Here is a 24,821-nt window from a genome sequence, read left to right as displayed (position 1 = left end):
TCCTCCTGAAAGACACGCATGCAAAACCTGACACCCCGTGAAATCGTCGCCGAGCTTGATCGTCACATTGTCGGGCAGAACGGTGCCAAGCGCGCCGTTGCGATCGCCCTGCGCAACCGGTGGCGTCGCAAACAGGCGCCTGAGGCCCTGCGCGGCGAAATCACGCCCAAGAACATCCTGATGATCGGGCCGACCGGCGTGGGTAAGACCGAAGTATCGCGTCGGCTCGCCAAGCTTGCCAATGCGCCCTTCCTGAAGGTCGAGGCGACCAAGTTCACGGAAGTCGGTTATGTCGGCCGCGACGTCGAACAGATTATCCGGGACTTGGTCGAGGCCGCGATCGGCATGGTCCGCGAAAAGAAGCGCGCAGGCGTGTCCCAGCAGGCCAAAGATGCGGCTGAAGAACGCCTGCTAGACGCACTGGTCGGTGAAGACGCCCAAGCATCGACCCGTGAGGCTTTCCGCCGAAAATTGCGGTCCGGAGAACTGGATGACAAACCAGTGGACATCGATTTTACGGATACCGGAAACGCGATGCAGATGCTCGATATTCCAGGCCAGGGCGGATCGATGGGGATGATCAACCTGTCTGACATTCTGGGCAAGGCCATGGGAGGGCGCAGCAAACGCGTCCGCACGACAGTCCAAGAGGCCTATCGCCCGCTGCTCGAGGAAGAAGCTGATCGCCTGCTCGATGAGGATGCGATCATTCGCGAGGCGGTCCATTCGGTGGAAGAAGACGGCATCGTGTTCCTCGACGAGATCGACAAGGTCGCTGTCCGCAAGGGACAGGGCGGTGCCGATGTCAGCCGCGAAGGGGTTCAGCGCGATCTGTTGCCGCTGATCGAGGGCACGACCGTGTCGACGAAACGCGGCGCCGTGAAGACGGACCATATACTGTTTATCGCATCCGGCGCCTTTCACCTGTCCAAGCCATCCGATCTCCTGCCTGAGCTTCAGGGGCGCCTGCCCATCCGGGTCGAACTGGAGCCGCTGTCGCGTGATGACCTGCGCCGCATCCTGATTGAACCGGAAGCCAGCCTGATAAAGCAATACCAGGCGCTGATGGCGGCAGAGAATGTCACCCTGGAGTTCGAGGACGCCGCGATCGACCGCTTGGCCGACCTCGCTGAAGCCGTGAACAATTCTGTCGAAAACATCGGTGCGCGCAGATTGCAGACGGTGCTTGAACGCCTGCTTGATGAAATCAGTTTCGATGCGCCGGACAAGTCGGGTGAAACGATCACGATAACGGCGGACTATGTGAATGAACGCGTCGCCAGCCTTGCTAGCAATGCCGACCTGTCAAAGTTCATACTCTAGGCTTTGACGTTCAGTTCGCCGTCGCCCTGCGGACGGGCAGATGTTTCTTTCCCCAGTCGCGAAGTGTCATCATGGCAGGCGCGAGCTCCTGCCCTTTCTCGGTAAGGACGTAGTCGTAGCGCTTCGGCGCGTCGGAATAGGCTTGTTTGGCGAGGACACCCGCCTCGACAAGGCGTTTGAGCCGGTCAGCGAGAATGTGCCGCGTCATGCCGCTCGACTCGGCAAACTGCTCGAACCGCGACAGGCCGAGGAAGCAGTCCCGCAGGATCAGTAGAGTCCAGCGATCCCCCAGTATCGACAGGGTCCGCGCGACCGGGCACCAATTATCTGACAGCTCTGACCATTTCATACGTGACACGTCCAATTGAAGTCTACTAAGTTCCAAAACAGTACTTAAGCATGATTCGGGAGCAAAGCATGAGCAAGTCGTTCGAGTTCTTTTTCGACTATGTAAGTCCGACAGCCTACCTCGCCCTCCCGGTCGCGCAAGGCGTGGCAGAAAGGACCGGCGCGAAGCTGGTTTTCAGGCCCATGTTCCTGGGCGGAGTCATGCAGGCAACCGGCAATCGTCCGCCCGGCATGGTGCCAGCCAAGGGCGCATATATGAACCGAGATATGCAGCGCTGCGCCGACCATATCGGTTTGCCCTTTTATCCCAATCCCGCTTTTCCGATGAACACACTTGGACTGGTCAGGGCGACGATCGGGTTGGAACCTGACGCGGCCGAACAGCTCAGGTTCATTACCGTCTGCTTCCACGCGTGTTGGGGACAGACTGAGCCGCTGGATCCGTCGGACAAAGCCGCCGTAGCCGCGATGTGTTCAGCAAACGGGTTCGATGCGGCCCAGATCGCGGCGCTGGCATCCTCGGATGCGGCGAAAGACGAGCTAAGGGCCAACACGGAGGAAGCCGTCGCGCGCGGCATTTTCGGGGCGCCCAGTTTTCTGGTCGGAGACGAGCTTTTCTTCGGTCACGACCGTTTGGACTATGTCGAACGGATGCTCGCCTAGGCTTTGATGCCAGCTGCCAGGGCAAGACCGGCCAGCGAGACTTCCGGACGCGGCCCGAAATGGCTGATCACTTCGGCGGCGGCGATATGGCCAAGCCGCGCACAGGTCGCGAGCGGCAGGCCCTTCGCATATCCGAAAAGGAAACCGGCCGCGTATTGGTCGCCAGCGCCGGTCGTGTCGACGACTTTATCGACAGGCTCGGCCGCAACGGCAATCGGGTCGCCGTCGCCGATAACGACAGAGCCCTTCTCGCTTCTTGTCACAGCCGCAATTGCCGTGTCGGCCTGCAGGCGCGATATGGCTTCGTCGAAATCCCGCGTCTCGTAGAGAGACAAAAGCTCTTCTTCGTTGGCAAACAGGATATCCACGTGCCCCTTCACGAGGTGCAGGAAGCTGTCGCGATGCCGATCGACGCAAAAACTGTCAGACAGCGTCAGCGCTACGAGCCGTTCGGACGATTTGGCAATTTCTGATGCATGGATGAAGGCCGTCTTGGCATCGTCCTTGTCGAACAGATACCCTTCCAGATAGAGAATCTTGCCGGCGCGCACGACCGCTTCGTCGACGTCATCCTTCGAGAACAGGACAGACGCGCCGAGGAATGTGTTCATGCTGCGCGCGCCATCCTCATTGACGAAGATGATGCTGCGCGCGGTGGCCGGACCAGAGTTGAGCGGATGCGTGGCAAATGGCACACCCGTGCTTGCCATCTCGGTACGAAACTGCCGCCCGAGCTCATCATTCGCTGTCTTCCCGATATAGGCCGCTGTCCCGCCGAAGCTGGCGACGCCTGCAATGGTGTTCGCGCCACTGCCGCCGGATGTGAAGATGGGATCTTTTGCGGCCGCCGTCAGCGCATGGGCGCGTGGCTCCTCGATCAGGTTCATCGCGTTTTTCTGGATGCCCCACTCTTCAAGGAAGGCATCATCTGCACGGGACAGAACGTCAACAATCGCATTGCCCAAGCCGACAACGTCAAAACGGGTGGAGGTCATGATTACTTTGCCTTGAATTCCAAACCCGCCGATTGCCAGACAAGGCTGCTGGACGCAACCACGCGGCATGCTAAACGGCGACGATGAAAATCGCATACCTCTCATCACGGGTCACCCTGCCCGGGTCGCCGACACGTCGCAGCGACGCGTTTGAGCACGACTATATGATGGATGCGCTGAACCCGGCCTTTGCGGTGCTCGGCATGAGCCTGCACGACCTGGCCTGGGATGCCCCGGACGTTGACTGGTCGTCATTCGACGCGGCTATCATCGGAACGACGTGGGACTATTGGGACAGGATCGACGAATTCCTGACCACTCTGGAACGGATCGGTACACTCACGACATTGTTCAACAGCGCCGCACTTGTGCGCAGGAACAGCCGCAAGACCTATCTCCGGGAAATGGAGGCCAAAGGTGCCGAATTGATTCCGACACTCTGGCTCGACGCGGCAACACCAGAACTCGCGGCGGCGGCATTCGACGAACTCGGAAGCGACGATCTTGTGTTCAAGCGCCAAATCGGTGCTGGCGCGGCCGACCAGCACCGCCTGGGGCGCGGCGATCCGATTCCTGACATGCCGCACGCAATGATGGTCCAGCCTTTCCTGAAAATGATCCAGGAAGAGGGTGAAATCAGTTTCATCTTCGTCGATGGCGCGTTCTGCCATGCCCTGGTCAAACGCGCCGCTGCGGGGGATTACCGCATTCAGTCGACATATGGCGGCACGGAGATAGCCATCTCGCCGTCGCCCGAAGATCTTGCGGTCGCCGCATCGGTCATCTCCACGCTTGACGATGCGCCGCTCTACGGCAGGGTCGATATGCTGAGAGGGCCGGACGGACGCTTGCTGCTCATGGAACTGGAGCTGATCGAACCTTACCTGTATCCCCTCGAAGGGCCGGAACTGGGAACGATGATGGCGTCCGCCGTTGCGCGGCGTCTGAAATCCGGTTCATAGGAAAAGGTCGGCGACTTCGACACGCGTCTGAGAGTCGTTCAGTGCGCTATTCGCGCCCGAGGATACACTGCCTGATGTCGCGCCCGAGGATACACTGCCTGATGATGAGAACTGCCCTCTCCGCTACCGCCGCTTTATGTTTTGCCGGACTAGCCCAAGCGCAGGCACTGGAGGACGACGGGCTCTACCTTGCCTTTCGGGGCTATGGTGCGATCAACGATCAGAATAATCTTCATTTTTCCGCTAGCCGGGAATTCGGCGGCGCTGTCGGATACCGCTTCTCGGACGTATGGCGCGTCGAAGCCGAGTATTCGCGTCGATGGGCCAAAATCACCGGTCTGAATGGTGCGCTGACCTCGAAAGGCGATTTCGATTCGCATACGCTCGGCCTGCACGTGTTCCGGGACTTCCGACCGGAAAAGAAACTGCGTCCGTTCGTTGGTATCGGCGTTGGTGGCGGAATCCTGGACTTCGACTTCAAAGGCCCCGCCGACATCAATCCAGACTTCATCGTCATTGGCGACGACACGAACATCAGCACGTACGGCAATGTTTTTGCCGGCTCGACTTACCACATCAATTCGAAACTCAGAGTCGGTCTGGGCTTCGAGTACTTCTCGTTCTCAGACCAGGCCGTCGAGTCCAATATAGGGGACATCGACGGCATAAACCGCAGCTACAATTTCTTCGTTTCGATGCGCTGGCGGCCGGACTTCTCACGCTGACCGCTTATTGACCGAAGCCATATACAAGCGCGACCTTCAGGGCTGTATCAGTGTCCTCAAAGCCGTCGGCAGGATTGGTGTCATATCGGACGTTAAACGACACGCGGGCTGATATGGCCTGCGAAACAGATGCTGTAAGCGCAACCATGTTTTCGATTTGCGTCGATGTTTCACCATACAGCACGTCTGTCTCATTGGTGAATTTGACATTGTCGTTGAGCTTGTGAGCAAACGCAGACCGGGCAACTGCACCAAATGACGAAACTGTTTCTGCTGGAATGATGAGCGCCGCCCCCAGCGAATCCGTGCTGATAATGCGCTTCACTTCGTCGATCTTGACGCCGGGACCAGCCCGCACAGTCCATTTGGTCTGTTCACCGTCGTAGATATGATAGCCGAGGCCGCCACCCACGAACGTCCGGCTGTCGAAACCTGTGAACTGGTCGACTTCATATGATGTCCGGCCGAAAGCAAACAGCTTTTCATTGAGCTCGCGATCAACATCTCCGGAAAGGAAATACCGGTTCCGGCTTTCGATACCGTCCTGCTCGCCATATTCACCGTCAGCCACGAATTCGTAAGTCCAGACGCCCTGCTCGCGCGCGACATCAATGCCAAGCCCGAGGTCGGTGGTTTCGGTGTTCCCGGTCGTATAGCCGGCGCTGAATGCGGCCTCACCGCTCCAGCCGTCATTTTCCTGGGCGACAGCTGCGTTGCCGCCAAGCATGGCAGCGCTGGCAAGGGCGATAATAGATAATGGGCGATTGCGTTTGGACATGATGAGACTCCTATTCTTCGGAGCCCCGTTTCACGGCATTTCGTGACCAAGTCGTTATGGAATTGTGGCCAGCTGGTGGCAGGCGAACCGGCTGGCAGATATGTCACATCACGGTTTTGCGCGGCGGCGCTTTCTTGCGCGGTCCCAATTTCGAAACGGTCGCGGGATCAGGCGTCTTGGGCGTGTATTTACACAGGTGTGCGATGGCGCAGTGCCAGCATTCCGGCGTCTGCGCCTTGCAAACATAGCGACCATGCAGGATCAGCCAGTGATGTGCGCCATGCTTGAATTGCGCTGGCGTGATACGTTCCAATCCCCTCTCGACGTCTTCCGGCGTCTTTCCAGGCGCAAGGCCGGTGCGATTCGACACGCGAAATACGTGCGTGTCGACCGCAATGGTCGGAACGCCGAAAGCCTCGTTCAACACGACATTTGCCGTTTTCCGGCCGACGCCCGGCAATTGCTGCAAGGCGTCCAGCGTATTGGGCACGACTCCATCGAATTTCCCGATCAACATCCGGCTCAGGGCGATCACGTTCTTTGCCTTGTTCCGCCACAAACCGATCGTGCGGATGTATTCGGCAACGCCTTCTTCCCCCAAGGCCAGCATCTTCTCTGGCGTATCGGCGACAGCGAAGAGTTTTGCCGTTGCCTTGTTGACGCCCACGTCTGTCGCCTGCGCTGACAATGCCACAGCAACGACAAGCGTGAATGGGCTTGTAAAGTTCAGCTCCGTGCGCGGGTCGGGTCGGTCGTGCGCGAGCGCTTCATAGAGCTCTGTCGCGCGCTCCAAACTGAATGTTCTGGGCGCCCGCTTTTTCTTGCGCGGGGACGGGAGCGGTTTTTCATCAGGCATGATGGATGTGTTTAGGTCGCACTTTGCGCCGCGCAAGGTTGCACCTATTATTCTTCCATGAGCGAGATCGACGAAGTCATTTACTTTGATGCCCTGCTGACACCAAACCGGTCGCTCAGCCCGAGGGCGTTTGCCGTCTTGATGACGGTCGTCGGTGTCGCCAGCTTCGCATGCGGTGCGGCGTTCCTGTCCATGGGTGCCTTTCCAGTCGTCGGCTTTTTCGGGCTTGATGCACTGGCCGTCTATATTGCGTTTCGGTCGTCATTCCGGCGACAACGTGAACAGACGCGCGTCACCGTGACAGCAAAGACGATGCAGCTGCGCCATCGGGCAGCGGATGGATCCGAAAAAAGCGTCGAACTCCCTTCGGCGTTCACCCGGGTAGAGCTTGACGAGCCCCTGAACCCGACAAGCTGGTTGCGAATCGAGCACGGCCGGACCGCCTATGTTATCGGCCGGTTCCTGACCTGCCCCGAGCGAAAATCGCTGTCCATCGCGATCCGCGCAGCGCTCCAAAATGCCCGGGCAGAACGCCATCCGGCCTGACTCGATGGTTAACAATAATAAATGACGCCTGCGTCATGGTTTTTTCATTCTGACCATGGTATCTAGGTTGATACATCAAACTTGGGCCCCCGAACGGGGACGCACTGGAGGAAATAACATGGCGGCTGATACAGCACAGACCTTTGACCATCCTGCACTCGAACGTCCGAAAGTTTCGGATCGTGAGCCGCTTCACCCCGGATATCTCCGGGTCGGGGAAGACGTGCCGCCAGCCTCCACCCTCGACATCGAAACATTCGACTTCATCGATCCCGAAATCTGGCGCCAGGGCAAGTACTGGGACCGTCTGGAGCGCCTGCGGAACGAAGACCCGCTTCACTTCACACCGGACAGCTTTGCCGGGCCGTACTGGTCGGTCACACGCTATGAAGACATCATGGCCATTGATGTCGATCACAAGCGCTTCTCGTCCAGCTGGGAACATGGTGGCATCACGCTTGGCCAGCCGCTCGAAGATTTCGAGATGCCGATGTTCATTGCCATGGATGAACCGCGCCATGCCGAACAGCGCCGCACGGTCCAGCCGGCTGTTGCGCCGAACATGCTCAAAGACTACGAACCCCTGATCCGCTCGCGGACCCAGGGCCTTCTGGATTCCCTGCCGGTCGGTGAACCGTTCGATTGGGTCGACAAGGTGTCGGTCGAATTGACGACAATGATGCTCGCCACCCTGTTCGACTATCCGTTCGAGCGCCGGCGCGACCTGACCCGCTGGTCGGACGTTTCCACCAACATGAACAACCCTGACATCTGCCCCGGTGGCGAGGTGCAGTGGAAGCAGGAAATGATGGAATGCCTGACCGCGTTCATGGGTCTGTACCAGGAGCGTCAGGCCGCCCCGGTCAAGAACGACCTGATCAGCCTGCTCGCCCATGGCGAAAAGACCAGCAACCTGACCCCTATGGAATTGCTGGGCAACGTGATCCTGTTGATCGTTGGCGGTAATGACACGACCCGCAACTCGATGACGGGTTCGGTCTATGCGCTCAACAAGTTCCCGTCGGAATACGAGAAACTGAAGGCTGACCCGTCGCTTATCCCGAACATGGTATCGGAAACAATCCGCTGGCAGACCCCGCTCGCCTTCATGCGCCGTACAGCACTGGAAGACGTGGAAATGCACGGCAAGACGATCCACAAGGGCGACCAGATCGCCATGTGGTATGTCTCCGGTAACCGCGACGAGCGGTTCTGGGACCGTCCGAATGACTTCATCATCGACCGCGAAAATGCCCGCCGGCACATCTCGTTCGGCTTCGGCATCCACCGCTGCGTCGGCAACCGCCTCGCCGAACTGCAGCTGCAGATCCTCTGGCAGGAAATCATGGAGCGCTTCAGCCATATCGAAGTGCTGGACGAGCCATCGTATACGTCCGGTGCCTTCGTGAAGGGCTACACGTGGATGCCGGTGATCTGCCATCCGAAATAAGCGTGTTGGCTGACGCCGCGCAAAGCCTGATAAGCCTCTCATCAGTTCCTGATGGGAGGCTTTTTCATGGATGTTTCAACAGCCGTCGCGCAACGCATATCAACGCGCGCCTTCAAACCCGAGCCCCTGTCAGAAGCCGATATCCGCGCCTGGCTGACCGCTGCGCAGCGCGCGCCTTCGGGGGGGAATACGCAGCCGTGGCGGGTGATTGTGGTGACGGGGGCGGCCAAAGACGAGGTGATCGGCAAGGCGGCGGGTGTCCTGAAGGACAGCCCGGCGGGACAACCGACGGACCGGCCGATCTATCCCAAGGACCTGTGGCAGCCGCATGAAGCACGCCGTCGGCGTGTGGGAGAGATGATGTATGAGGTGCTGGATATCCCCAAGGCGGACCGCGCCGCACGCATCGCCTGGTTCGCCAATAATTTCCGCTTCTTCGGCGCGCCGGTCGCCGTATTCATTGTGATTGACGAGCGGATGGGCCATGGTCAGTGGGGTCATACGGGCATGTATTTGCAGACGCTGGCCCTGCTCGCGGAGGAACGCGGATGGGGGACATGCATGCAGGAATGCTGGGGAATACTCCGCCCGATGCTGAAGGAACATTTCGGTTTGGGCGAGCACGAAATGGTCTGGTGCGGCATGGCGGTTGGCATTCCTGACGCCGGTCATCCGGTCAATTCTCTGCGCGCGGAACGGGCTGATATCGACGAAATTGCGGTTTTGAAGGGGTTCTGAACGGGCGTCCTGCGGGGGTGGCGCGTGGGTCCGCAGGGTGTGGCTAGGGGGTGTTCGGTCCATAGCCGATCCCATTGCGCACCATTTTTGACCTAATCCTGCCGCATGGGCGTGATCCTCTCAGGAGATGATCACACGACGCGCCGCTTTCTCCGGCCTTGTGGCCCTGCCCCTCGTTCCGAGCGTCCTTGGCGAGCGGCTGATCCCCTGGGAGTCCCGCCTCATCGTCGCGGCGCGCAGCCAGATCGGAATCACGCGTTCTTACAATCCGGCCTATGTCAGTCTCACCTATCCGAATGGTGACGTTCCCCGCGATCGCGGCGTCTGCACAGATGTCGTCGTCAGGGCGTATCGCGACGCTTTCGATTTCGACCTGCAATCAGCTGTCCATGACGATATGGCGTCTGCATTCAACGCTTACCCGAAGATATGGGGCCTGACGCGGCCGGACAGGAATATTGACCATCGCCGCGTGCCGAATCTGGAAACCTATTTCCGCCGGTACGGGACCGAGCTTGCCGTGCCCGCTTCGCTGGCCGAGTGGCAAGCTGGCGACCTCTATACGATGCGGCTGGATGGGCGGCTGCCGCATATCGGTATCGTTTCGAACAAGGTGACGCCAATGGGCCACCCCTATGTCATTCACAATATCGGCGCGGGAACCGCCGAGGACGATATCCTTGGCCAGTTCGACGATGAGCGTCGCTTCAGGTTCGAACCGCCGGTCCTGTGATGACTATTCCTCGTCGTCCCAATCGGTCATGGGACGTTCGGGCTCGCGCGGTGTCGCAGCGAGCTGGACGACGGCGGCCTTGACGCGGGCACGATCGAACTCGTCCTCGTCTTCAGTCGCACGCGGACGCGGCTTGAGATAGGCAAAGACGCTGACGGCGCTATCGTCCGCCTCGTCCTCTTGGTCCTGTGTGTCGGCGACCGTGAGCGTATCTTCCACAATCTCTGCGGGGATATCCTCGATGACCGCTTCTGATGCGGTTTCTATGTCTGTCGCGGGCGCGTCTTCTTCGTCCATATAGTCCGTCACGAAGGCATCAATGGCTTCGACATCCGATGCATCCTGAATAAGGATGTCTTCCTCGTTGAGGGCTTCTTCATCCGGCATCTGGAAGCCGGACGGGATGACGTCGGACAACAGGCCTTCTGCCGCAAGGTCGGCCTTGCCCGGCAATGTGTCGAGGCTTTCGAGACCGAAATGCTCGAGGAAGGCATCGGTGGTGCCGTAGGTCATCGGCTGGCCCGGCGTCTTCCGACGGCCCTTGATCTTGACCCAGCCGGCTTCCATCAGCGTGTCGATTGTCGTTTTGGCGACGGCCACGCCGCGAACGGCCTCGACTTCGGCGCGCGTGACGGGCTGGCCATAGGCGATGATGGCAAGCGTCTCGAGTGCGGCCTGTCCGAGCTTCTTCTGGACCTGGCGCTCTTCGACGAAGAGGTAGGTGAGGTCGGTGGCTGTCTGGAAGCGCCATTTATTGGCGACTTCAACCAGGTTCACACCGCGATTGGCGTACATCGCGCGCAGCGCCATCAGCACTTCGCCCGACTCGACGCCATGCGGCAGGATTTCCGCGATCTGTTCAGCCGACAGCGGTTCACCCGCAGCGAACAGAACAGCCTCGGCGCGCCGGATCCCCTCTGACAGGGACTCCTCGATGCCGCCCGCGAGTTCAGCTTCGGAGCGTTTGTACGCGAAGGACAGCTGGGCCAAGGGATCCCGCGTCTCTTCTGGTGAATCTTCCATCATTTCAAACTTCTCAAGCGGTTGCATCCCTGCCCTCCCCGGGGTTGGTTCCTGCATTACGTAGGTAAAGTGGCGCAAAGTGGGCGTCCTGACGCACATCAACTTCGCCATCCCGGGCGAGTTCGAGTGCTGCCGCGAATACACTGGCGGTGACAGAGCGCGGTGGCAACAACGGATCGACGTCCGTCATCGTGGACCGGATTTCATCGAGGCTCGACCATTGAGTCAATTGCGCGCGAAGGGCGCGGAGCGTCGTACGCGCCAGTTCCAGCGGCAGGACAAGCTGCTGCTCGATCCTGTGCGGCGCTTGCTGTTCCTTGCGGTCGCGGATGGTGCCGAACGCCTGGGTCAGGTCGTAGAGCGATGCCTTGAATTCTGTATGTTTCACCACGCGCGGCTGTTCCGGCAGGCCGCGCAGGAAGATGACATTGTTGAGGACCGGGCCGGCTTCGAGTTCACGAACGGCTGTGCGCATGGCGTCGAGACGCTTGAGGCGGAACGCGAGCCGTTCGGCCATTTCCTCGCCGGATGGCTCGTCTTCGTCAGGCTTTTCCGGCTTCGGCAACAAGAGGCGCGACTTCATGAAGGCGAGCCAGGACGCCATCAGCAAATAGTCGGCAGCGAGATCCATTCGCTTCGATTTCGCGTCCTCAATAAAACCGAGGTACTGGATTGCCAGGTCGAGGATCGACAGGTGAAGCAGGTCGACCTTCTGGCGCCGGGCCAGTTCCAGCAGGAGATGTAGCGGGCCTTCATAGCCATCGACGTCGACACGGAAGATATCACCCGCTTCGGCGTCCTGCGCGTCAGCTGACAGCGCATCGATGGAAATGGCGTCTACGCTCATGCCATCGCCTTGAATTCAGGGAAGAGTTCGTGGAACCGGGCCCAGCCAGCCTGGCCGTCGAACGGCATCTCGGCTGTCGACAATGCCTCGGCCCGCTCAGCGCGCGCTCGCGGTTTTCCAGAGAGCACAGGGGACGCTTCAGCGACTTCGGTCATTTCAGCAAGGATGGAGTCCGCCTCTTTCAGGAAGCCCGAACAATGCAGCAGCACGTCACAGCCGGCCGCAATCGCTCCGTCTGCACGCGTGGTTAGGCTGCCGCCCAGAGCTTTCATCCCCAGATCATCCGTCATCAGCAGGCCATCAAACCCGATTCGCTCGCGAATGATGCCCTGAATAAGCTTTGGTGACAGGGTCGCGGCGACGCCTGGATCGATGGCGTCGTAAGCAATATGGGCGGTCATCGCCATCGGAGCATCCGCGAGACGGGCAAATGCGTCAAAATCCTTGGCGAGTTCATTTTCGCCAGCCGTGACGCGCGGCAGTTCCAGATGGCTGTCGGACATCGAGCGGCCATGTCCGGGAATATGCTTCACAACGCCGGCCACACCGCCATCTGCGAGCCCTTTGAGGGCAGCGCGGGCAAGGTCTGCGACCTGATCAGGTTCAGTTCCGAACGCGCGGTCGCCAATCACATCATGGGCACCGGGCACCGGCAGATCGACCACGGGGGCACAGTCCGCGTGGATCGACAGGGATGCGAGTTCGGCTGCCATCAGGCGGTGGCCGAGCCATGCCGCTTCGAGTCCACGCTCCCGGTCCGCCTGGTAAATCGTTGCATAGTCTTCACCGCGCGGGAAAAGCGGCCATTCCGGAGCCTTCAGGCGGGCCACTCGGCCGCCTTCCTGGTCGATAAAGATTAGCGTTGATCGGCCTGTCGCGTCCCAGATGTCAGAGACAAGTTGGCGAATCTGGGCCTTGGACACACAAGAGCGGCCCATGAGAATTACACCCCACGGATCGTGCGCGGAAAAGAGGGACCGCTCGCCCGGAGTCAGTCTCGGTCCCGAGACGCTGAGGATGCAGGCTTTCGTCACTATCCAGTCACCACAATGCAGTTTTCACCAGCGGCCTTTAGCGTGGTGCAGAAGGCCGTCGCTTCCGATCTTTCGGCAAAGGCGCCAATGCGCAAGCGGTAGAACACACCTTTGGCGCCGAGATCGGCCCGCTGGATGTGTTTCGCTGCCCCCCGATAAATATCAGGGCGGGCCCCGGATGCCTTGCGCCAGGCTGCCTCGGCGGCTTCTTCCGAGCGAAAGGCCGCGATCTGCACGAGATATGCGCCATTATCGCTGAATTCGAACTCGGACATGCCTTGTGAGGCAACCATTGGCCCAGCAGCCATCGGCATGGGCGGGGGATTTATCGAAGCGATTTCAATATCCTCGTCCGATTCGGCTGGACGCTCGTCGAGATTGGCGAGGGCACGAACCTGGTCCGCGACCACGTTCGGCATGCCGTTTTCAGGATCCGTTTCGTTGGCGTCACCTGATTCGATGCCCGGCCGCAGCTCGATTGGAGGCCCGCCCTGCAGGAATTCCGTGCTGCGGGCATCTTCGAAATCGGCAATGCTCGTGTCTTCAGATGCGGGCCGGTCAGACGCATCCATCTGGTCGTAGAAGCGCTTGTCAGTGTCCGGAACCGCAACGCCACCACGATCCTCCGGCGTACGCTTGTAGGGCTGCGCATCTGCAATGACGCTGGGGATTCCAGCGCCACTGGAGCGCACGCCTTGCCGGTAAGTGTTCCAGACCACAGCGCCAAAAACCAGCAGCACGCCAATGGCGAGCGCCAGGATCAACGGTCCGCGGGCCGTTTCATCATCGCGGACCTCGAATCCCCGGTAGTCATCGTCAAAAGGCGCGTAGTTGCCCCTCTCGCTTCGCGATCTGCCCATGGAATACGTCCTTCAGTATTATTATCTGAGGTTAATATTAGGGGGCGTTTCGTTAATGACGCTTGAACATCAAGGCTTTTCCACAGACTCGGGCAGCGCCCCAAGCTGGGCGAAAGGCGCGAAATGGGCCGTCAGCGCATGCCACTGGCATCGAAAAGACGCCGATGCTCTTCCATGGCGAACGTATCTGTCATGCCCGCAATATAGTCGCAGACGATACGGGCGCGTCGCGCGTCGGTGACCTGCTCGGCGTCGTGACGCCACGGTGGTGGCAGGGTCTCGGGTTCGGCGAGAAAGATACTGAACAGGTCTGCCAGAAGGCGCTTGGCCTGGCTGCGCATGCGATTGACCTTATAGTGCTTGTACATGCGTTCGTAGAGGAAGGCCCTCAGCGCGCGCTGGCGGGCTTCGAGCTCCGGCGAGAATGCCACCAGCGGAACGTCCATGGCGCGCACGTCGGCCGCACTGGCAGGCTTGTGGAGCTTGATTCGGCGACGGGTCTCGTCGGTGAGATCGTTGATCCAGACCCCGATGAGGCGGCGGACGGCCTCATAGGTGACCATGCGGTCGCTCAGGTCGGGGTATTCAATACGGACGCCGCGAAATTGCTCACCGACAACGGGAATGTCCATCAGGTCGTCAATCGTGAACAGGCCCGAGGCGATGCCATCGTCGATATCGTGGTTATTGTAAGCGATGTCGTCCGACAGGGCGGCGACCTGCGCTTCGGGGCCGGCAAACTGGTCAGGCTCCAGGTCGGCCAGGTGATGAAAGTCGCGGAAGGCGGCTGGCAGGCTGCTGATCGGTGTGTCCGGACCCGTCACAGGGCCATTGTGCTTGACCAGGCCCTCGAGCATTTCCCAGCTGAGGTTCAGGCCTTCAAAGCCCGGATAGCGCACTTCCAGCTTGGTCACGATGCGCAGGGTCTGGGCGTTGTGGTCAAAGCCGTCATAGGCCTTCATGCACTCGTCCAACTGGTCCTCGCCGGCATGGCCGAACGGCGGATGGCCGAGATCGTGGGCCAGCGCCATGGCTTCGGCGAGGTCTTCATCGAGGCCGAGGGTGCGGGCCACGCTGCGGGCAATCTGGGCGACTTCGAGGGAATGTGTGAGGCGTGTGCGGTAATGGTCGCCCTCATGGGCCACGAATACCTGTGTTTTCTGCTTCAGACGGCGAAACGCCGTTGAATGGACGATCCTGTCGCGGTCACGCTGGAACGGCGTGCGGGTGGCAGATGGCGCCTCTTCAAAATAGCGCCCCCGACTGTCTTCGAAGCGGGTCGCAAACACGGCTCTCTTTTCCATAGCGCAATTCGTTCCTATGTTGTGGGCATGAGCACCGTAACAATCCCTGATGTGACCCTGTCCGCCTCTGCTGCCAAGCGGATTAACGCGATTCTGGCAAAACAGGACGGCGTCGACTTCCTGCGCGTCTCTGTTGAGGGGGGCGGGTGTTCCGGCTTTTCCTACAAATTCGATTTTGCGGATGGCGCAAATGCGGACGACCTGATCGTCGAGCGGGACGGCGCGCAAGTGCTGATCGACGAGATGAGCCTCGAATTCCTGCGTGGGTCGGAAATCGACTTTTCGACCGAACTGATCGGCGCAGCGTTCAAGATCAACAATCCGAATGCGACAGCGGCCTGCGGCTGTGGGACGAGCTTTTCGGTCTGACCTGCCCTCGCGTCCGGCTCGCCTGACATCGGCATTGCGCCTATGTTGCCTCGCAGGAGGACACAGTCATGCCCAAAGCTAAACCATTTCGAATCGATATTCCTGACAAGACAATTCAGGCGATCCGCGAACGCGTCGAAAACTACAAATGGTTTCCGGCTCCCGCCAATGAGCAGGGCTTTGCCTATGGCATGTCGACACCTGTGATGAAGGACCTGCAGCGCTACTGGCTCACAGGCTATGACTGGCGCGAGGCAGAGACCGATCTCAACCGCTATCCGAGCTACAAGGCGGACGTTGACGGGATGGACATCCACTTCGTGCATGTCATTGGCGAAGCGGGCGGCAGCCGGCCTCTCCTTCTGACGCATGGCTGGCCGGGATCCGTCTTCGAGTTCTGGGAGGCGATCGGCCCGCTCGCCTATCCGTCCAGGCATGGCGGCAAGGCCGAGGATGCGTTCGACCTGATCATTCCGTCGCTGCCCGGTTACGGCTTTTCCGAGAAGCCGGCCTCGCCGATGGGCCAGCGGGCGACAGCGAAGCTGTGGAACACGCTGATGCAGGATGTGCTGGGCTACGAGACCTATCTGGCGCAGGGCGGCGACTGGGGCAGCCTGGTCACCTCCTGGCTGGGCTATGAGCATGGCACGGTCGACGGCAAAGGCGGCTGCAAGGCCATCCATCTCAACATGGTCGGCTTCCGGCCCAACCCGCCCGTGCCGGAAACACAGGCCGAGACCGACTGGCTCGGCGCGTCGCAAGCCGCGATGCAGCGCGAGGGCGCCTATTTCATGGAGCACGCCACCAAGCCGCAGACGCTGGCCATGGCCCTGATGGACTCGCCCATGGGCACGGCCGCCTGGATCATCGAGAAATTCCAAGGCTGGTCTGACCTGGAAGATGGCGACCTGTTCAGCGTCTATTCGAAAGACCAGTTGCTGACGAACGTGATGATCTATCTCGTCAATGACGCCATCGCGACCAGCATCTGGTATTATAATGCGCTGTTCCAGGAAGGCGGCGCGGTGCTACCTGAAGGCAAGCGGTGCGAGACGCCGACCGGCTTTGCGAACTTTCCCGGAGAAGCGGTGTACCCCGCCCCGCCGCGCAGCTGGTGCGAGCGCGCTTACAACATCACGCACTGGAGCGAGATGGACAGCGGCGGGCATTTCGCTGCGATGGAAAAGCCGGACCTGTTTGTCGAGGATGTGCGCGCCTGGGCCCGCAAGGCAGGCTAGGCGGCGGAACCTTTTCTCAGGTCGCGGCCGACATTCTGCAATACGGCATTGACGAACTTGGCTTCGGTCTCGTCGAAGAAGTCATGCGCGAGCGAGACATATTCGTCGAGAATGACCGCTTCCGACAATTCCTGATGGACGATGAACTCGGCCGCGCCGGCGCGCAGGATGGCCCGCGACGTGGCGTCGAGGCGGGTCAGTTTCCAGCCGTCCGACAGGCGCGACAGGATGGCGGTGTCGATGGCGGCCTGATGTTCGACGACGGCGTTCAGGATGGCCTTGAACAGGTCCGGGTCGGCTTCCTCGATCGGTTGCTCGTCCGGGCCGATGCCGAGACGGTCATCCATGAAGCCGCGAATGGTCGCCTTGGCCGATTTGCTGGTCTGCTCCATTTCATACAGCGCTTGGACCGCTGCCAGCCGGGCGCCGGCGCGCCGGGCGCGGATGACTTCGAAAGGGATTTTCTGCTGGCTCAACGAATGAGTTCCTTGCGGAACTTGATCATCGACAGGCAGGCCTCGGCGGCGTCCTTGCCCTTGTTCTTCTGCTTGCGGTCGGCGCGGACCCAGGCCTGGGCCTCGTTCTCGACCGTGAGAATGCCGTAGCCGATGGCCTGGCGGCGCTGGACGATCAGGTCCATCAGGCCGCGGGCGCTCTCGCCGCAAACATAGTCATAATGGGTCGTCTCGCCGCGAATGACGCAGCCGAGGGCCACGGCGCCATCGAAGCGGCCGCTGTCTGCTGCCATGGCGATCAGGCCCGGCAATTCGAACGCGCCCGGCACTTCCATGACGGTCACTTTCGCGCCGCCAGCTTCCAGTTCCGCCATCGCACCCAGTTCCAGTTCGTCACTGATGCGCTTGTAATATCTCGATATGGCAATGAGGACGCGGTCCGCCATCAGTTAGTCTCCTCGTTCAAGCGGCGCCAGCCCTCTATGGTCAGGCCGTATCCGTCAAGCCCCGCAACGCGGGTGGGCTGCGTATCGGACAGGAAGGTCATGCGCCGAACACCGAGCTCGCGCAGAATCTGGGCCCCGATACCGTATTCGCGCAGGGGGGCGGTTGGGTCGCGGGGCGTGTCGGATTTCAGGCCAAGACGCTCGGCCAGCACATTGGGGCGCATGGTATTGACGAAGACAATGACTCCCGGTTCATCGGCTTCAGAGATGATACGCATGGCTTTTTCGACCAGGCCCTGCCGCGGGCCGGTCTCGCCCAGGATATCTGAAAGCACGTCGGGATGATGTACCCGCACGATCGTTGTTGAATCGGGTTTGATCTCGCCATGAACGATGGCGATATATTCGGAATTGTCGAGCGCGTTGCGGAAGCAGACCGTTTTGAAACCCTCCCCATAGGTCGAGTTCAGGACGGATTCGACGCGGCGCTCGAGGAAGCGGTCATTCTCGCGGCGCCAGGCAATGAGGTCGGCAATCGTGCCGATCTTGAGATTGTGCAGCTGGGCGAACGAGACGAGGTCTGGCAGTCGGGCCATCGAGCCGTCTTCATTCATGATTTCACAGATGACGCCGGCAGGATAGAGGCCCGCCATGCGCGAAATGTCGACCGCCGCTTCGGTGTGGCCGGCGCGGACCAGCGTACCGCCATCCTTGGCGACCAGCGGGAAAACATGTCCGGGTGAGACGATGTCGTCATGATCCGTAGTGGGGTCTATGGCGACGGCAATCGTGCGGGCCCGGTCATGTGCGGAGATGCCGGTGGTTACGCCCTCTTTCGCCTCGATCGACACGGTAAAGGCGGTCTGCATGCTTTCGCGATTGTTGCGCGTCATCATGTCGAGACGCAACGTGTGGGACCGTTCCTGCGTCATCGCGAGGCAGATCAGGCCGCGACCGTGGCGGGCCATGAAGTTGACCTGTTCCGGCGTCGCGAAGTTTGCCGGGATGATCAGGTCACCCTCATTCTCGCGATCCTCGGCATCCACCAGGATATACATCCGGCCATTGCGGGCATCTTCGATAATCTCGTCGATCGACGAGATCGCAGCGTGGAAGTCATCAGACATTCTTGGAGGGCCCTTCTGGCGCATCGGCGCCTATCATGCGCGCCACGTAGCGCGCCAGCATATCGATCTCAAGGTTCACATGTGCGCCAGGCGTCAGTTCCGACAGAGTCGTGACCTCCCAAGTATGGGGAATGATCGCAAGCTGGAAGTCGCCATTCGGCAGCGCCTCGGCGACGGTCAGCGACACGCCGTTGACGGCGGCCGAGCCCTTGGTTGCAAAAAAGCGGGCAATATCGGCAGGCGGTCGGATGGTCAGGCGCCAGCTTTGGCCTTCGGCTTCGATTGAAACGACTTCCCCGACGCCGTCGACATGGCCGAACACGAAATGACCGCCGAGTTCGTCACCCAGTTTCAGGCTTTGCTCAAGATTGACGCGGGAACCGGCTTTCCAATCGCCCAGAATGGTTTTTGACAGCGTCTCCGGCACAGCCTCTACGGCGAACCAGGCGCCACGCTCGCCCTGCCCCATGTCGACAATTGTCAGGCAGGCACCGGAATGCATGACCGAGGCGCCCATAATGACGGAGTCCAACGGATAGCCACTTTCGACTTCGAAGCGCACAAGCCCGTTGCGTGCTTCGGCCTTGCGGACCGTTCCAACGTCAGTGACGAGACCTGTAAACATGGTGGGATCAATCCTTCGGGGGACTTATGCTAAATTCGAACATAAGTGTCGAGGACGTCGTCTCCAATCCGTTCCGTCGCGACAGGGCGCCAGCGTGACGCAGCGGCGAGATTTTCGAGCCCCAGTCCACCAAGTGCAGGCAGGCCGTCGCCTCCAATGAGGATGGGGGCCCGGAACCATGCGATCGCGTCAACCAGCCCAGCCCGGATGAATGACGCTGCGAGCGTGCCGCCGCCTTCCAGAAGGATGGAGCCGATCCCCTCCTCTTCCGCGCGGCGCACGAGCGCGGTCACATCGACCCGCGTGCCATTGCCGCAACGCCAGATATCGACACCACCGGCCGCCAGAATGTCCTGCGGCTGTCCCGCCGTGGCCACGACGACCGGTCCGCTTGATACGGACTGCACGAGCCGCGAGTGTTTCGGGGTTCGCCCACGGGAATCGGCGACAATACGGATGGGTTGTTTCTTCGGCATCGGAACGGTGCGCGCTGTCAGCAGCGGATCGTCTGCCAGCACGGTGCCAATGCCGACAAGGACGGCGTCATGTTCGCCGCGCATCTGATGGGCCCGGGCGCGGGACCCACTCGTCGTGATCCACTGGCTGGTGCCGTCGGCAAGCGCGATGCGCGCATCAAGCGAGGTCGCGATCTTGAGGGTAACCCTCACACCGCTCATGACTCGTCGATATCTTCTTCGAGTGCCGTCTTTTCGATGAACTGGGCGAAGTCGCTCGGATCCTTGAAGTCCCGATACACGCTGGCGTACCGGACATATCCGACCGGATCGACGTGTTTCAGCGCCTCCATGACGAGTTCACCCAGCTGCGATGACGGCACTTCGGACTCGCCGCCACTCTCGAGCTTGCGCACGATGCCCGACACCATCTGGTCAATCCGGTCGCGGTCGACCGGGCGCTTGCGCACGGCGACGGAGATGGACCGGAAAAGCTTGTCACGTTCGAAAAGCGATCGTTTGCCATCGCGCTTGATCACAACGATCTCTCGCAACTGGACCCGTTCGAATGTGGTGAACCGGGCACCGCAGCTTTCGCAAACGCGGCGACGACGCACAGCTGTGTCATCTTCAGCCGATCGGCTGTCTTTTACGGCTGTATTCTCAGAACCACAGAACGGACACCGCAAAACGCATCAAGCTCCCAAGCCGTTATAGATCGGGAACTGGGCTGTCAGCGCCTTGACCTCGGAGCGGACCTTGTCTTCCACTGCCGTGCTTTCACCCGCAGCGACCGCGCCGACGACTTCGCCGATCCATTCGCCAATCTGCGTGAACTCGGCCTCGCCGAAACCCCGTGTCGTGCCCGCTGGCGAACCGACCCGTATGCCGCTCGTGACGGTCGGTTTTTCCGGATCGAATGGCACACCATTCTTGTTACAGGTAATGAATGCCCGCTCGAGCGCGTGCTCGGCATCGCGGCCAGTGACCTTCTTCGGACGCAGGTCGATCAGCGCGAGATGTGTATCCGTGCCGCCAGAAACGACATCCAGGCCACCCGATTTACAAGCAGCCGCCATTGCCTGCGCATTCGCGACAACCTGTGCGGCGTAAGTTTTGAATTCCGGCCTGAGGGCTTCACCGAATGCGACCGCCTTGGCGGCAATGACGTGCATAAGCGGGCCGCCCTGAATCCCGGGGAAGATCGCCGAATTGATTTTCTTTGCGATGGCCTCGTCATTGGTGAGGATCATGCCGCCACGCGGGCCGCGAAGGGTCTTGTGCGTCGTCGTGGTCGCGATGTGGCAATGCTCAAGCGGGTTCGGGTGAGCGCCGCCCGCCACGAGACCGGCAAAGTGAGCCATGTCGACGAGGAAGATGGCACCGACTTCGTCGGCAATCTCCCGGAATTTCTTGAAATCGATCTGACGCGGGTAGGCAGACCCACCTGCTATGATCATTTGCGGCCGATGGGCTTTCGCCAGGCGCTCGACCTCAACGAAGTCGATCTGGTCATCTTCTCGGCGGACACCATACTGGACGGCATTGAACCATTTGCCCGACTGGTTCGGCTTGGCGCCATGCGTGAGGTGGCCGCCTGCATCAAGGCTCATGCCGAGAATCGTGTCACCCGGCTTGATCATCGCCTGGAACACGCCCTGGTTCGCCTGGCTACCAGAGTTGGGCTGAACGTTGGCAAAGCCGCAATTGAACAGCGCCTTCGCACGTTCAATCGCAAGGTTCTCGGCGACATCAACGAATTCACAGCCACCATAGTAGCGTTTGCCAGGATAGCCTTCGGCATACTTGTTCGTCAGGATCGACCCTTGCGCCTCGAGCACCGCTTTCGAAACGATGTTTTCTGAAGCGATCAGTTCAATCTGGTGCTGCTGGCGCGAACGCTCATCGGCGATAGCCGCGAACAATTCCGGGTCTGCATCCGACAGCGATGTTGTGAAAAATCCGTGGTTTTTAGTCTGCGCCGGAGCCGCCGTATCAGCCATGAGAATCTCCTGTGGCAAGGGTCAGGAAGTCTTTACGCCGCCTGCACTCCTGCTGCAACCGCGACGAATTGCTTTGAACTGCATGTGCGCGTCATATTCTTGTTTACAATCAGTCTTGAATATTGTGTGCCATTACTTCGATTCATATGGTATTGAGCTTTGCCGGGACTGAATTGCTTGGCGAATTTTGCATATTTACCGCAACGGGGCTAAGGGCGACATGGGTGATATCGACGACACTGATGTGCTGAAGATGGCGACGGGTATCATCTCGGCTTTCGTCGCCAACAATGCCGTTCCTGCGGCGGAACTGCCTGAACTGATCAGAACCGTGCATGCCACGATCATCGATCTGTCAAAGGCCCAAACGCCCAAGGCAGAAGCACCGGAACCTGCTGTATCCATTGGCAAATCCATTACGCCGGACTATCTCGTGTGTTTGGAGGATGGTCGCAAGCTGAAGATGCTGAAACGCTATCTCCGGTCGCGCTACGACATGACGCCGGAAGAGTACCGGGCGCGTTGGAACCTGCCTGCAGACTATCCGATGGTCGCGCCTAATTATGCCAAACTCAGGTCGCAGCATGCCAAGGATATTGGCCTCGGCAAGAAGAAGTCGTCATAATTCTTATAGTATTCAATGTAGTTTAAGTAAACGAATCGCCTCAGGCGGCCTTGTCGAGACCAAGCTGCTTCCAGACGGCCAGAATGGCAGCGACCAACTCGTCCATCATCTCCTCGCCATGCACCGGGCTTGGCGTGAATCGCAGGCGCTCGGTTCCGCGCGGGACAGTCGGAAAGTTGATCGGTTGCACATAGATGCCAAAGTCGAACAGCAACGTATCTGACAGCGCCTTGCAACGCTCCGGATCGCCGACGAGCAACGGCACGATGTGAGACGGTGATTCCATGACAGGCAAGCCGGCATCCGTGAACTTCTGCTTGAGCAGCGCCGCATTGGCCTGATGGACCGAACGCAAACGGCGCCCTTCGTCCGTCCGCAGTTTCGAGACACTTGCAAGCGCGCCAGCGGCCATGACCGGGCATGTCGATGTCGTGAAGATGAATCCTGACGCCATTGAGCGGATCGAGTCGATCACGGTCGTGTGCCCGGCAATATAACCGCCCATGACACCATAAGCCTTGCCCAGCGTACCTTCGACAATATCGATGCGGTCGGCCAGACCCTGCATCTCGGCCACCCCTGCCCCATTGTGCCCGTAGAGGCCGACGGCATGAACTTCGTCGAGATAGGTCAGCGCATTGAATTCATCAGCCAGATCGCAAAGCTCTTCCATCCGCCCGAAATCGCCATCCATCGAATAGACGCTTTCGAAAGCGATCAACTTGGGACGATCCGGATCATCGAGTTCGAGCAAGGCGCGGAGATGGTCGATGTCGTTATGACGGAAAATCCTGCGGTCCAGACCCGACCGCCGAATGCCTTCAATCATGGACGCATGGTTCAGCGCATCGGAATAGATGATCATGTTTGGCAGGATCTTGCCCAGCGTCGACAGCGTTGCCTCATTCGAAACGTAGCCCGACGTGAACAAAAGCGCCGATTCCTTGCCATGCAGATCGGCCAGTTCGCGCTCGAGATCGACGTGGTAACGAGTCGTGCCGGAAATGTTGCGCGTGCCGCCGGACCCAGCGCCAAAACTGTCGATCGCCTCATGCATCGCGTTGATGACATCGTCATCCTGGCCCATGCCGAGATAGTCATTGGAGCACCAGATCGTGACTTCGCGCTCGCCATCCTCAAATCGGGCCGTCGCCTTCGGGAACCGGCCCCGGTGACGGTGAAGGTCGATGAAAACCCGATAGCGGCCTTCGCCATGGATTTCACCAAGGGCGTCTTCGAATGCTTTGAGATGCTTCATGGCTGTAGAACGCCCTTATACTGTGTCTGGCGGTTAAATAGGCGGGCGTCGCCCGCTTGATAATCCTCAACTACGACAAAGGCTGCTTTTGTCGCATACGTGAAATCCCTTAGGAATCGTATCCGGGCGACTGGCGATCCAGTTTGCGCAGCAAGGCTGGCCAGGCGAGGCGATTGGCAAGCACGTTCGTGCCTTCCGGATTGCTCTGGCCTTTGACAACGTTCTGAACAGATTCCGGCGCGATGATGACACCATCGCGTCCAGCCGAAAGCGCCCGGACCTGCATGGTGCACGCGCGCTCGAGGAAGAACATGCGCAGGAAGGTTTCGGCCGCCGTGCCACCCACGGACATGGTGCCGTGATTGTAGAGCAGCATCGTGTTCTTTGTGCCGAGATCGGCGACGAGACGATCACGTTCGCCAAGGTCCAGCGCGACACCTTCATAATCGTGATAGGCCAGATCGTGACGCACCAGCATCGACGTCTGGCTGAGCGGCATGAGGCCATCCTTCTGGCACGACACCGCAACGCCATCGTCCGTGTGCAAGTGCATGACGACGTGAGCATCGTCGCGCGCCGCATGGACAGCCGAGTGGATCGTGAACCCAGCCGGATTGATGAAATATTCGGTTTCCTGGATGACATTGCCATCGAGATCGACCTTGACGAGCGAGGACGCGGTGATCTCCTCAAACAGCATGCCATACGGATTTATCAGGAAGTGATGCTCGGGACCCGGCACGCGATGGGAAATGTGAGTGAAGATCATGTCGTCCCAGCCATGCAGGGCAACGAGACGGTACATGGCCGCCAAATCAACACGCGCTTTCCACTCTTCAGCGCTGACTGATCCGCGAACATCCACATTCTGGGCACCATCGGCCATAGTCATCTCCTCCATATTTTGACGCGAAAGTAGCGGAAATGACGGCCCGGCGCCAGTTAAACCTGACACAGGCGTCATCAGAGCGCACCCTTGGCGGCAGCTGGCTCCCTGCCGAAGAATTGGCGAAATCCTTGACGATTCAGGCAACG

At 59.8% G+C, this 24,821-nt stretch carries 29 protein-coding genes; 11 read left to right on the top strand and 18 right to left on the bottom strand.

Annotation, left to right across the window (positions count from 1 at the left end):
* Positions 1-18 precede the first annotated feature (18 nt).
* Positions 19-1,323, top strand: a complete 1,305-nt coding sequence (hslU, locus tag AADA04_RS06905; RefSeq protein WP_340692517.1) for an ATP-dependent protease ATPase subunit HslU — start codon at positions 19-21, stop codon at positions 1,321-1,323.
* 10 nt (positions 1,324-1,333) lie between these two features.
* Here hslU and AADA04_RS06900 read toward each other — a convergent pair whose 3' ends face one another.
* A complete protein-coding gene (locus tag AADA04_RS06900) occupies positions 1,334-1,672 on the bottom strand; it encodes a helix-turn-helix domain-containing protein (RefSeq protein ID WP_340692516.1) in 339 nt (112 codons plus the stop codon).
* A 68-nt stretch (positions 1,673-1,740) separates the two neighbouring features.
* On the opposite strand from AADA04_RS06900, the gene AADA04_RS06895 reads away from it, so the two are divergent.
* On the top strand, positions 1,741-2,334 hold the full coding sequence (locus tag AADA04_RS06895) for a 2-hydroxychromene-2-carboxylate isomerase (RefSeq protein WP_340692515.1): 594 nt from the start codon (positions 1,741-1,743) through the stop codon (positions 2,332-2,334).
* On the opposite strand, the gene AADA04_RS06890 is transcribed toward AADA04_RS06895, so the two are convergent.
* The gene (locus AADA04_RS06890; protein ID WP_340692514.1) at positions 2,331-3,329 is read right to left on the bottom strand and encodes an adenosine kinase; all 999 of its coding nucleotides are present in this window, start codon (positions 3,327-3,329) and stop codon (positions 2,331-2,333) included. The two genes, AADA04_RS06895 and AADA04_RS06890, sit on opposite strands and share 4 nt — an antisense overlap.
* Before the next feature lie 83 nt (positions 3,330-3,412).
* On the opposite strand from AADA04_RS06890, the gene AADA04_RS06885 reads away from it, so the two are divergent.
* Positions 3,413-4,291, top strand: a complete 879-nt coding sequence (locus AADA04_RS06885) for a hypothetical protein (protein WP_340692513.1) — start codon at positions 3,413-3,415, stop codon at positions 4,289-4,291.
* Between the two features lie 101 nt (positions 4,292-4,392).
* Positions 4,393-5,016 carry an outer membrane beta-barrel protein gene (locus AADA04_RS06880; protein WP_340692512.1) on the top strand — a complete coding sequence of 208 codons (624 nt, stop codon included), beginning with the start codon at positions 4,393-4,395 and terminating at the stop codon, positions 5,014-5,016.
* A gap of 4 nt (positions 5,017-5,020) precedes the next feature.
* Here the strand turns inward: AADA04_RS06880 and AADA04_RS06875 are convergent, their stop codons facing one another.
* Positions 5,021-5,794, bottom strand: a complete 774-nt coding sequence (locus tag AADA04_RS06875) for a DUF481 domain-containing protein (protein ID WP_340692511.1) — start codon at positions 5,792-5,794, stop codon at positions 5,021-5,023.
* A 103-nt stretch (positions 5,795-5,897) separates the two neighbouring features.
* Positions 5,898-6,650 (bottom strand): endonuclease III, encoded by a 753-nt coding sequence (nth, locus tag AADA04_RS06870; protein ID WP_340692510.1) that lies wholly within the window; start codon positions 6,648-6,650, stop codon positions 5,898-5,900.
* A 57-nt stretch (positions 6,651-6,707) separates the two neighbouring features.
* Here nth and AADA04_RS06865 point away from each other — a divergent pair, with 57 nt between their 5' ends.
* The 4 genes from AADA04_RS06865 (at position 6,708) to AADA04_RS06850 (ending at position 10,117) form a co-directional block, all read left to right on the top strand.
* On the top strand, positions 6,708-7,196 hold the full coding sequence (locus tag AADA04_RS06865; RefSeq protein ID WP_340692509.1) for a DUF2244 domain-containing protein: 489 nt from the start codon (positions 6,708-6,710) through the stop codon (positions 7,194-7,196).
* Positions 7,197-7,314: 118 nt separating this feature from the next.
* A complete protein-coding gene (locus AADA04_RS06860; RefSeq protein WP_340692508.1) occupies positions 7,315-8,646 on the top strand; it encodes a cytochrome P450 in 1,332 nt (443 codons plus the stop codon).
* A 66-nt stretch (positions 8,647-8,712) separates the two neighbouring features.
* The gene (locus AADA04_RS06855) at positions 8,713-9,384 is read left to right on the top strand and encodes a nitroreductase (protein ID WP_340692507.1); all 672 of its coding nucleotides are present in this window, start codon (positions 8,713-8,715) and stop codon (positions 9,382-9,384) included.
* 127 nt (positions 9,385-9,511) lie between these two features.
* Positions 9,512-10,117: a DUF1287 domain-containing protein gene (locus AADA04_RS06850; RefSeq protein ID WP_340692506.1), complete on the top strand. Its 606-nt coding sequence runs from the start codon at positions 9,512-9,514 to the stop codon at positions 10,115-10,117.
* Positions 10,118-10,120: 3 nt separating this feature from the next.
* On the opposite strand, the gene scpB is transcribed toward AADA04_RS06850, so the two are convergent.
* From scpB to AADA04_RS06825, 5 genes are all read right to left on the bottom strand, one after another.
* A complete protein-coding gene (scpB, locus tag AADA04_RS06845; protein WP_340692505.1) occupies positions 10,121-11,167 on the bottom strand; it encodes an SMC-Scp complex subunit ScpB in 1,047 nt (348 codons plus the stop codon).
* Positions 11,154-11,987 (bottom strand): ScpA family protein, encoded by an 834-nt coding sequence (locus AADA04_RS06840; protein WP_340692504.1) that lies wholly within the window; start codon positions 11,985-11,987, stop codon positions 11,154-11,156. The genes scpB and AADA04_RS06840 overlap by 14 nt, the downstream gene beginning before the upstream one ends.
* Positions 11,984-13,021 carry a beta-N-acetylhexosaminidase gene (gene nagZ, locus AADA04_RS06835; protein WP_340692503.1) on the bottom strand — a complete coding sequence of 346 codons (1,038 nt, stop codon included), beginning with the start codon at positions 13,019-13,021 and terminating at the stop codon, positions 11,984-11,986. Before nagZ ends, AADA04_RS06840 begins: the two co-directional genes overlap by 4 nt.
* Positions 13,021-13,881 (bottom strand): SPOR domain-containing protein, encoded by an 861-nt coding sequence (locus AADA04_RS06830; RefSeq protein WP_340692502.1) that lies wholly within the window; start codon positions 13,879-13,881, stop codon positions 13,021-13,023. The genes nagZ and AADA04_RS06830 overlap by 1 nt, the downstream gene beginning before the upstream one ends.
* A 131-nt stretch (positions 13,882-14,012) precedes the next feature.
* Positions 14,013-15,185, bottom strand: coding sequence for a deoxyguanosinetriphosphate triphosphohydrolase (locus AADA04_RS06825; RefSeq protein WP_340692501.1), 1,173 nt, complete (start codon positions 15,183-15,185; stop codon positions 14,013-14,015).
* A 27-nt stretch (positions 15,186-15,212) separates the two neighbouring features.
* Here AADA04_RS06825 and erpA point away from each other — a divergent pair, with 27 nt between their 5' ends.
* Positions 15,213-15,554, top strand: coding sequence for an iron-sulfur cluster insertion protein ErpA (gene erpA, locus AADA04_RS06820; RefSeq protein WP_340692500.1), 342 nt, complete (start codon positions 15,213-15,215; stop codon positions 15,552-15,554).
* Between the two features lie 68 nt (positions 15,555-15,622).
* Positions 15,623-16,792, top strand: a complete 1,170-nt coding sequence (locus AADA04_RS06815; RefSeq protein WP_340692499.1) for an epoxide hydrolase family protein — start codon at positions 15,623-15,625, stop codon at positions 16,790-16,792.
* Here the strand turns inward: AADA04_RS06815 and nusB are convergent.
* The 7 genes from nusB to glyA are packed head-to-tail and all read right to left on the bottom strand — an operon-like array spanning position 16,789 to position 21,903.
* A complete protein-coding gene (gene nusB, locus AADA04_RS06810; RefSeq protein ID WP_340692498.1) occupies positions 16,789-17,268 on the bottom strand; it encodes a transcription antitermination factor NusB in 480 nt (159 codons plus the stop codon). The genes AADA04_RS06815 and nusB overlap by 4 nt on opposite strands.
* Entirely contained in the window at positions 17,265-17,693 is a 429-nt protein-coding gene (gene ribH, locus AADA04_RS06805; protein ID WP_340692497.1) for a 6,7-dimethyl-8-ribityllumazine synthase, read from the bottom strand. The genes nusB and ribH overlap by 4 nt, the downstream gene beginning before the upstream one ends.
* Positions 17,693-18,820, bottom strand: a complete 1,128-nt coding sequence (gene ribB / locus AADA04_RS06800) for a 3,4-dihydroxy-2-butanone-4-phosphate synthase (RefSeq protein WP_340692496.1) — start codon at positions 18,818-18,820, stop codon at positions 17,693-17,695. Before ribB ends, ribH begins: the two co-directional genes overlap by 1 nt.
* The gene (locus AADA04_RS06795; RefSeq protein ID WP_340692495.1) at positions 18,813-19,445 is read right to left on the bottom strand and encodes a riboflavin synthase; all 633 of its coding nucleotides are present in this window, start codon (positions 19,443-19,445) and stop codon (positions 18,813-18,815) included. Before AADA04_RS06795 ends, ribB begins: the two co-directional genes overlap by 8 nt.
* 29 nt (positions 19,446-19,474) lie before the next feature.
* Positions 19,475-20,122 carry a RibD family protein gene (locus tag AADA04_RS06790; protein ID WP_340692494.1) on the bottom strand — a complete coding sequence of 216 codons (648 nt, stop codon included), beginning with the start codon at positions 20,120-20,122 and terminating at the stop codon, positions 19,475-19,477.
* On the bottom strand, positions 20,119-20,589 hold the full coding sequence (nrdR, locus tag AADA04_RS06785) for a transcriptional regulator NrdR (protein ID WP_340692493.1): 471 nt from the start codon (positions 20,587-20,589) through the stop codon (positions 20,119-20,121). Before nrdR ends, AADA04_RS06790 begins: the two co-directional genes overlap by 4 nt.
* 6 nt (positions 20,590-20,595) lie before the next feature.
* Positions 20,596-21,903, bottom strand: a complete 1,308-nt coding sequence (glyA, locus tag AADA04_RS06780; RefSeq protein ID WP_340692492.1) for a serine hydroxymethyltransferase — start codon at positions 21,901-21,903, stop codon at positions 20,596-20,598.
* 220 nt (positions 21,904-22,123) lie between these two features.
* Here glyA and AADA04_RS06775 point away from each other — a divergent pair, with 220 nt between their 5' ends.
* Positions 22,124-22,528 carry a MucR family transcriptional regulator gene (locus AADA04_RS06775; RefSeq protein WP_340692491.1) on the top strand — a complete coding sequence of 135 codons (405 nt, stop codon included), beginning with the start codon at positions 22,124-22,126 and terminating at the stop codon, positions 22,526-22,528.
* A 40-nt stretch (positions 22,529-22,568) separates the two neighbouring features.
* On the opposite strand, the gene hemA is transcribed toward AADA04_RS06775, so the two are convergent.
* Positions 22,569-23,786 (bottom strand): 5-aminolevulinate synthase, encoded by a 1,218-nt coding sequence (gene hemA / locus AADA04_RS06770; protein WP_340692490.1) that lies wholly within the window; start codon positions 23,784-23,786, stop codon positions 22,569-22,571.
* 109 nt (positions 23,787-23,895) lie between these two features.
* Entirely contained in the window at positions 23,896-24,672 is a 777-nt protein-coding gene (locus AADA04_RS06765) for a class II aldolase/adducin family protein (RefSeq protein ID WP_340692489.1), read from the bottom strand.
* Positions 24,673-24,821 lie beyond the last annotated feature (149 nt).

The sequence above is a fragment of the Hyphomonas sp. genome (assembly GCF_037969335.1).
Classification (GTDB): Bacteria; Pseudomonadota; Alphaproteobacteria; order Caulobacterales; family Hyphomonadaceae; genus Hyphomonas.
Note: the sequence above shows the minus strand (reverse complement) of the source record. Positions and strands in the feature narration are given on the sequence as shown.

What these genes read in the sequence shown, in the direction of transcription:
- hslU (WP_340692517.1), top strand. Translation starts at nt 19, where the DNA reads ATGCAAAACCTGACACCCCGTGAAATCGTCGCCGAGCTTGATCGTCAC.
- AADA04_RS06900 (WP_340692516.1), bottom strand. Translation starts at nt 1,672, where the DNA reads ATGAAATGGTCAGAGCTGTCAGATAATTGGTGCCCGGTCGCGCGGACC.
- AADA04_RS06895 (WP_340692515.1), top strand. Translation starts at nt 1,741, where the DNA reads ATGAGCAAGTCGTTCGAGTTCTTTTTCGACTATGTAAGTCCGACAGCC.
- AADA04_RS06890 (WP_340692514.1), bottom strand. Translation starts at nt 3,329, where the DNA reads ATGACCTCCACCCGTTTTGACGTTGTCGGCTTGGGCAATGCGATTGTT.
- AADA04_RS06885 (WP_340692513.1), top strand. Translation starts at nt 3,413, where the DNA reads ATGAAAATCGCATACCTCTCATCACGGGTCACCCTGCCCGGGTCGCCG.
- AADA04_RS06880 (WP_340692512.1), top strand. Translation starts at nt 4,393, where the DNA reads ATGATGAGAACTGCCCTCTCCGCTACCGCCGCTTTATGTTTTGCCGGA.
- AADA04_RS06875 (WP_340692511.1), bottom strand. Translation starts at nt 5,794, where the DNA reads ATGTCCAAACGCAATCGCCCATTATCTATTATCGCCCTTGCCAGCGCT.
- nth (WP_340692510.1), bottom strand. Translation starts at nt 6,650, where the DNA reads ATGCCTGATGAAAAACCGCTCCCGTCCCCGCGCAAGAAAAAGCGGGCG.
- AADA04_RS06865 (WP_340692509.1), top strand. Translation starts at nt 6,708, where the DNA reads ATGAGCGAGATCGACGAAGTCATTTACTTTGATGCCCTGCTGACACCA.
- AADA04_RS06860 (WP_340692508.1), top strand. Translation starts at nt 7,315, where the DNA reads ATGGCGGCTGATACAGCACAGACCTTTGACCATCCTGCACTCGAACGT.
- AADA04_RS06855 (WP_340692507.1), top strand. Translation starts at nt 8,713, where the DNA reads ATGGATGTTTCAACAGCCGTCGCGCAACGCATATCAACGCGCGCCTTC.
- AADA04_RS06850 (WP_340692506.1), top strand. Translation starts at nt 9,512, where the DNA reads ATGATCACACGACGCGCCGCTTTCTCCGGCCTTGTGGCCCTGCCCCTC.
- scpB (WP_340692505.1), bottom strand. Translation starts at nt 11,167, where the DNA reads ATGCAACCGCTTGAGAAGTTTGAAATGATGGAAGATTCACCAGAAGAG.
- AADA04_RS06840 (WP_340692504.1), bottom strand. Translation starts at nt 11,987, where the DNA reads ATGAGCGTAGACGCCATTTCCATCGATGCGCTGTCAGCTGACGCGCAG.
- AADA04_RS06830 (WP_340692502.1), bottom strand. Translation starts at nt 13,881, where the DNA reads ATGGGCAGATCGCGAAGCGAGAGGGGCAACTACGCGCCTTTTGACGAT.
- AADA04_RS06825 (WP_340692501.1), bottom strand. Translation starts at nt 15,185, where the DNA reads ATGGAAAAGAGAGCCGTGTTTGCGACCCGCTTCGAAGACAGTCGGGGG.
- erpA (WP_340692500.1), top strand. Translation starts at nt 15,213, where the DNA reads ATGAGCACCGTAACAATCCCTGATGTGACCCTGTCCGCCTCTGCTGCC.
- AADA04_RS06815 (WP_340692499.1), top strand. Translation starts at nt 15,623, where the DNA reads ATGCCCAAAGCTAAACCATTTCGAATCGATATTCCTGACAAGACAATT.
- ribH (WP_340692497.1), bottom strand. Translation starts at nt 17,693, where the DNA reads ATGGCGGACCGCGTCCTCATTGCCATATCGAGATATTACAAGCGCATC.
- ribB (WP_340692496.1), bottom strand. Translation starts at nt 18,820, where the DNA reads ATGTCTGATGACTTCCACGCTGCGATCTCGTCGATCGACGAGATTATC.
- AADA04_RS06795 (WP_340692495.1), bottom strand. Translation starts at nt 19,445, where the DNA reads ATGTTTACAGGTCTCGTCACTGACGTTGGAACGGTCCGCAAGGCCGAA.
- AADA04_RS06790 (WP_340692494.1), bottom strand. Translation starts at nt 20,122, where the DNA reads ATGAGCGGTGTGAGGGTTACCCTCAAGATCGCGACCTCGCTTGATGCG.
- glyA (WP_340692492.1), bottom strand. Translation starts at nt 21,903, where the DNA reads ATGGCTGATACGGCGGCTCCGGCGCAGACTAAAAACCACGGATTTTTC.
- AADA04_RS06775 (WP_340692491.1), top strand. Translation starts at nt 22,124, where the DNA reads ATGGGTGATATCGACGACACTGATGTGCTGAAGATGGCGACGGGTATC.
- hemA (WP_340692490.1), bottom strand. Translation starts at nt 23,786, where the DNA reads ATGAAGCATCTCAAAGCATTCGAAGACGCCCTTGGTGAAATCCATGGC.
- AADA04_RS06765 (WP_340692489.1), bottom strand. Translation starts at nt 24,672, where the DNA reads ATGGCCGATGGTGCCCAGAATGTGGATGTTCGCGGATCAGTCAGCGCT.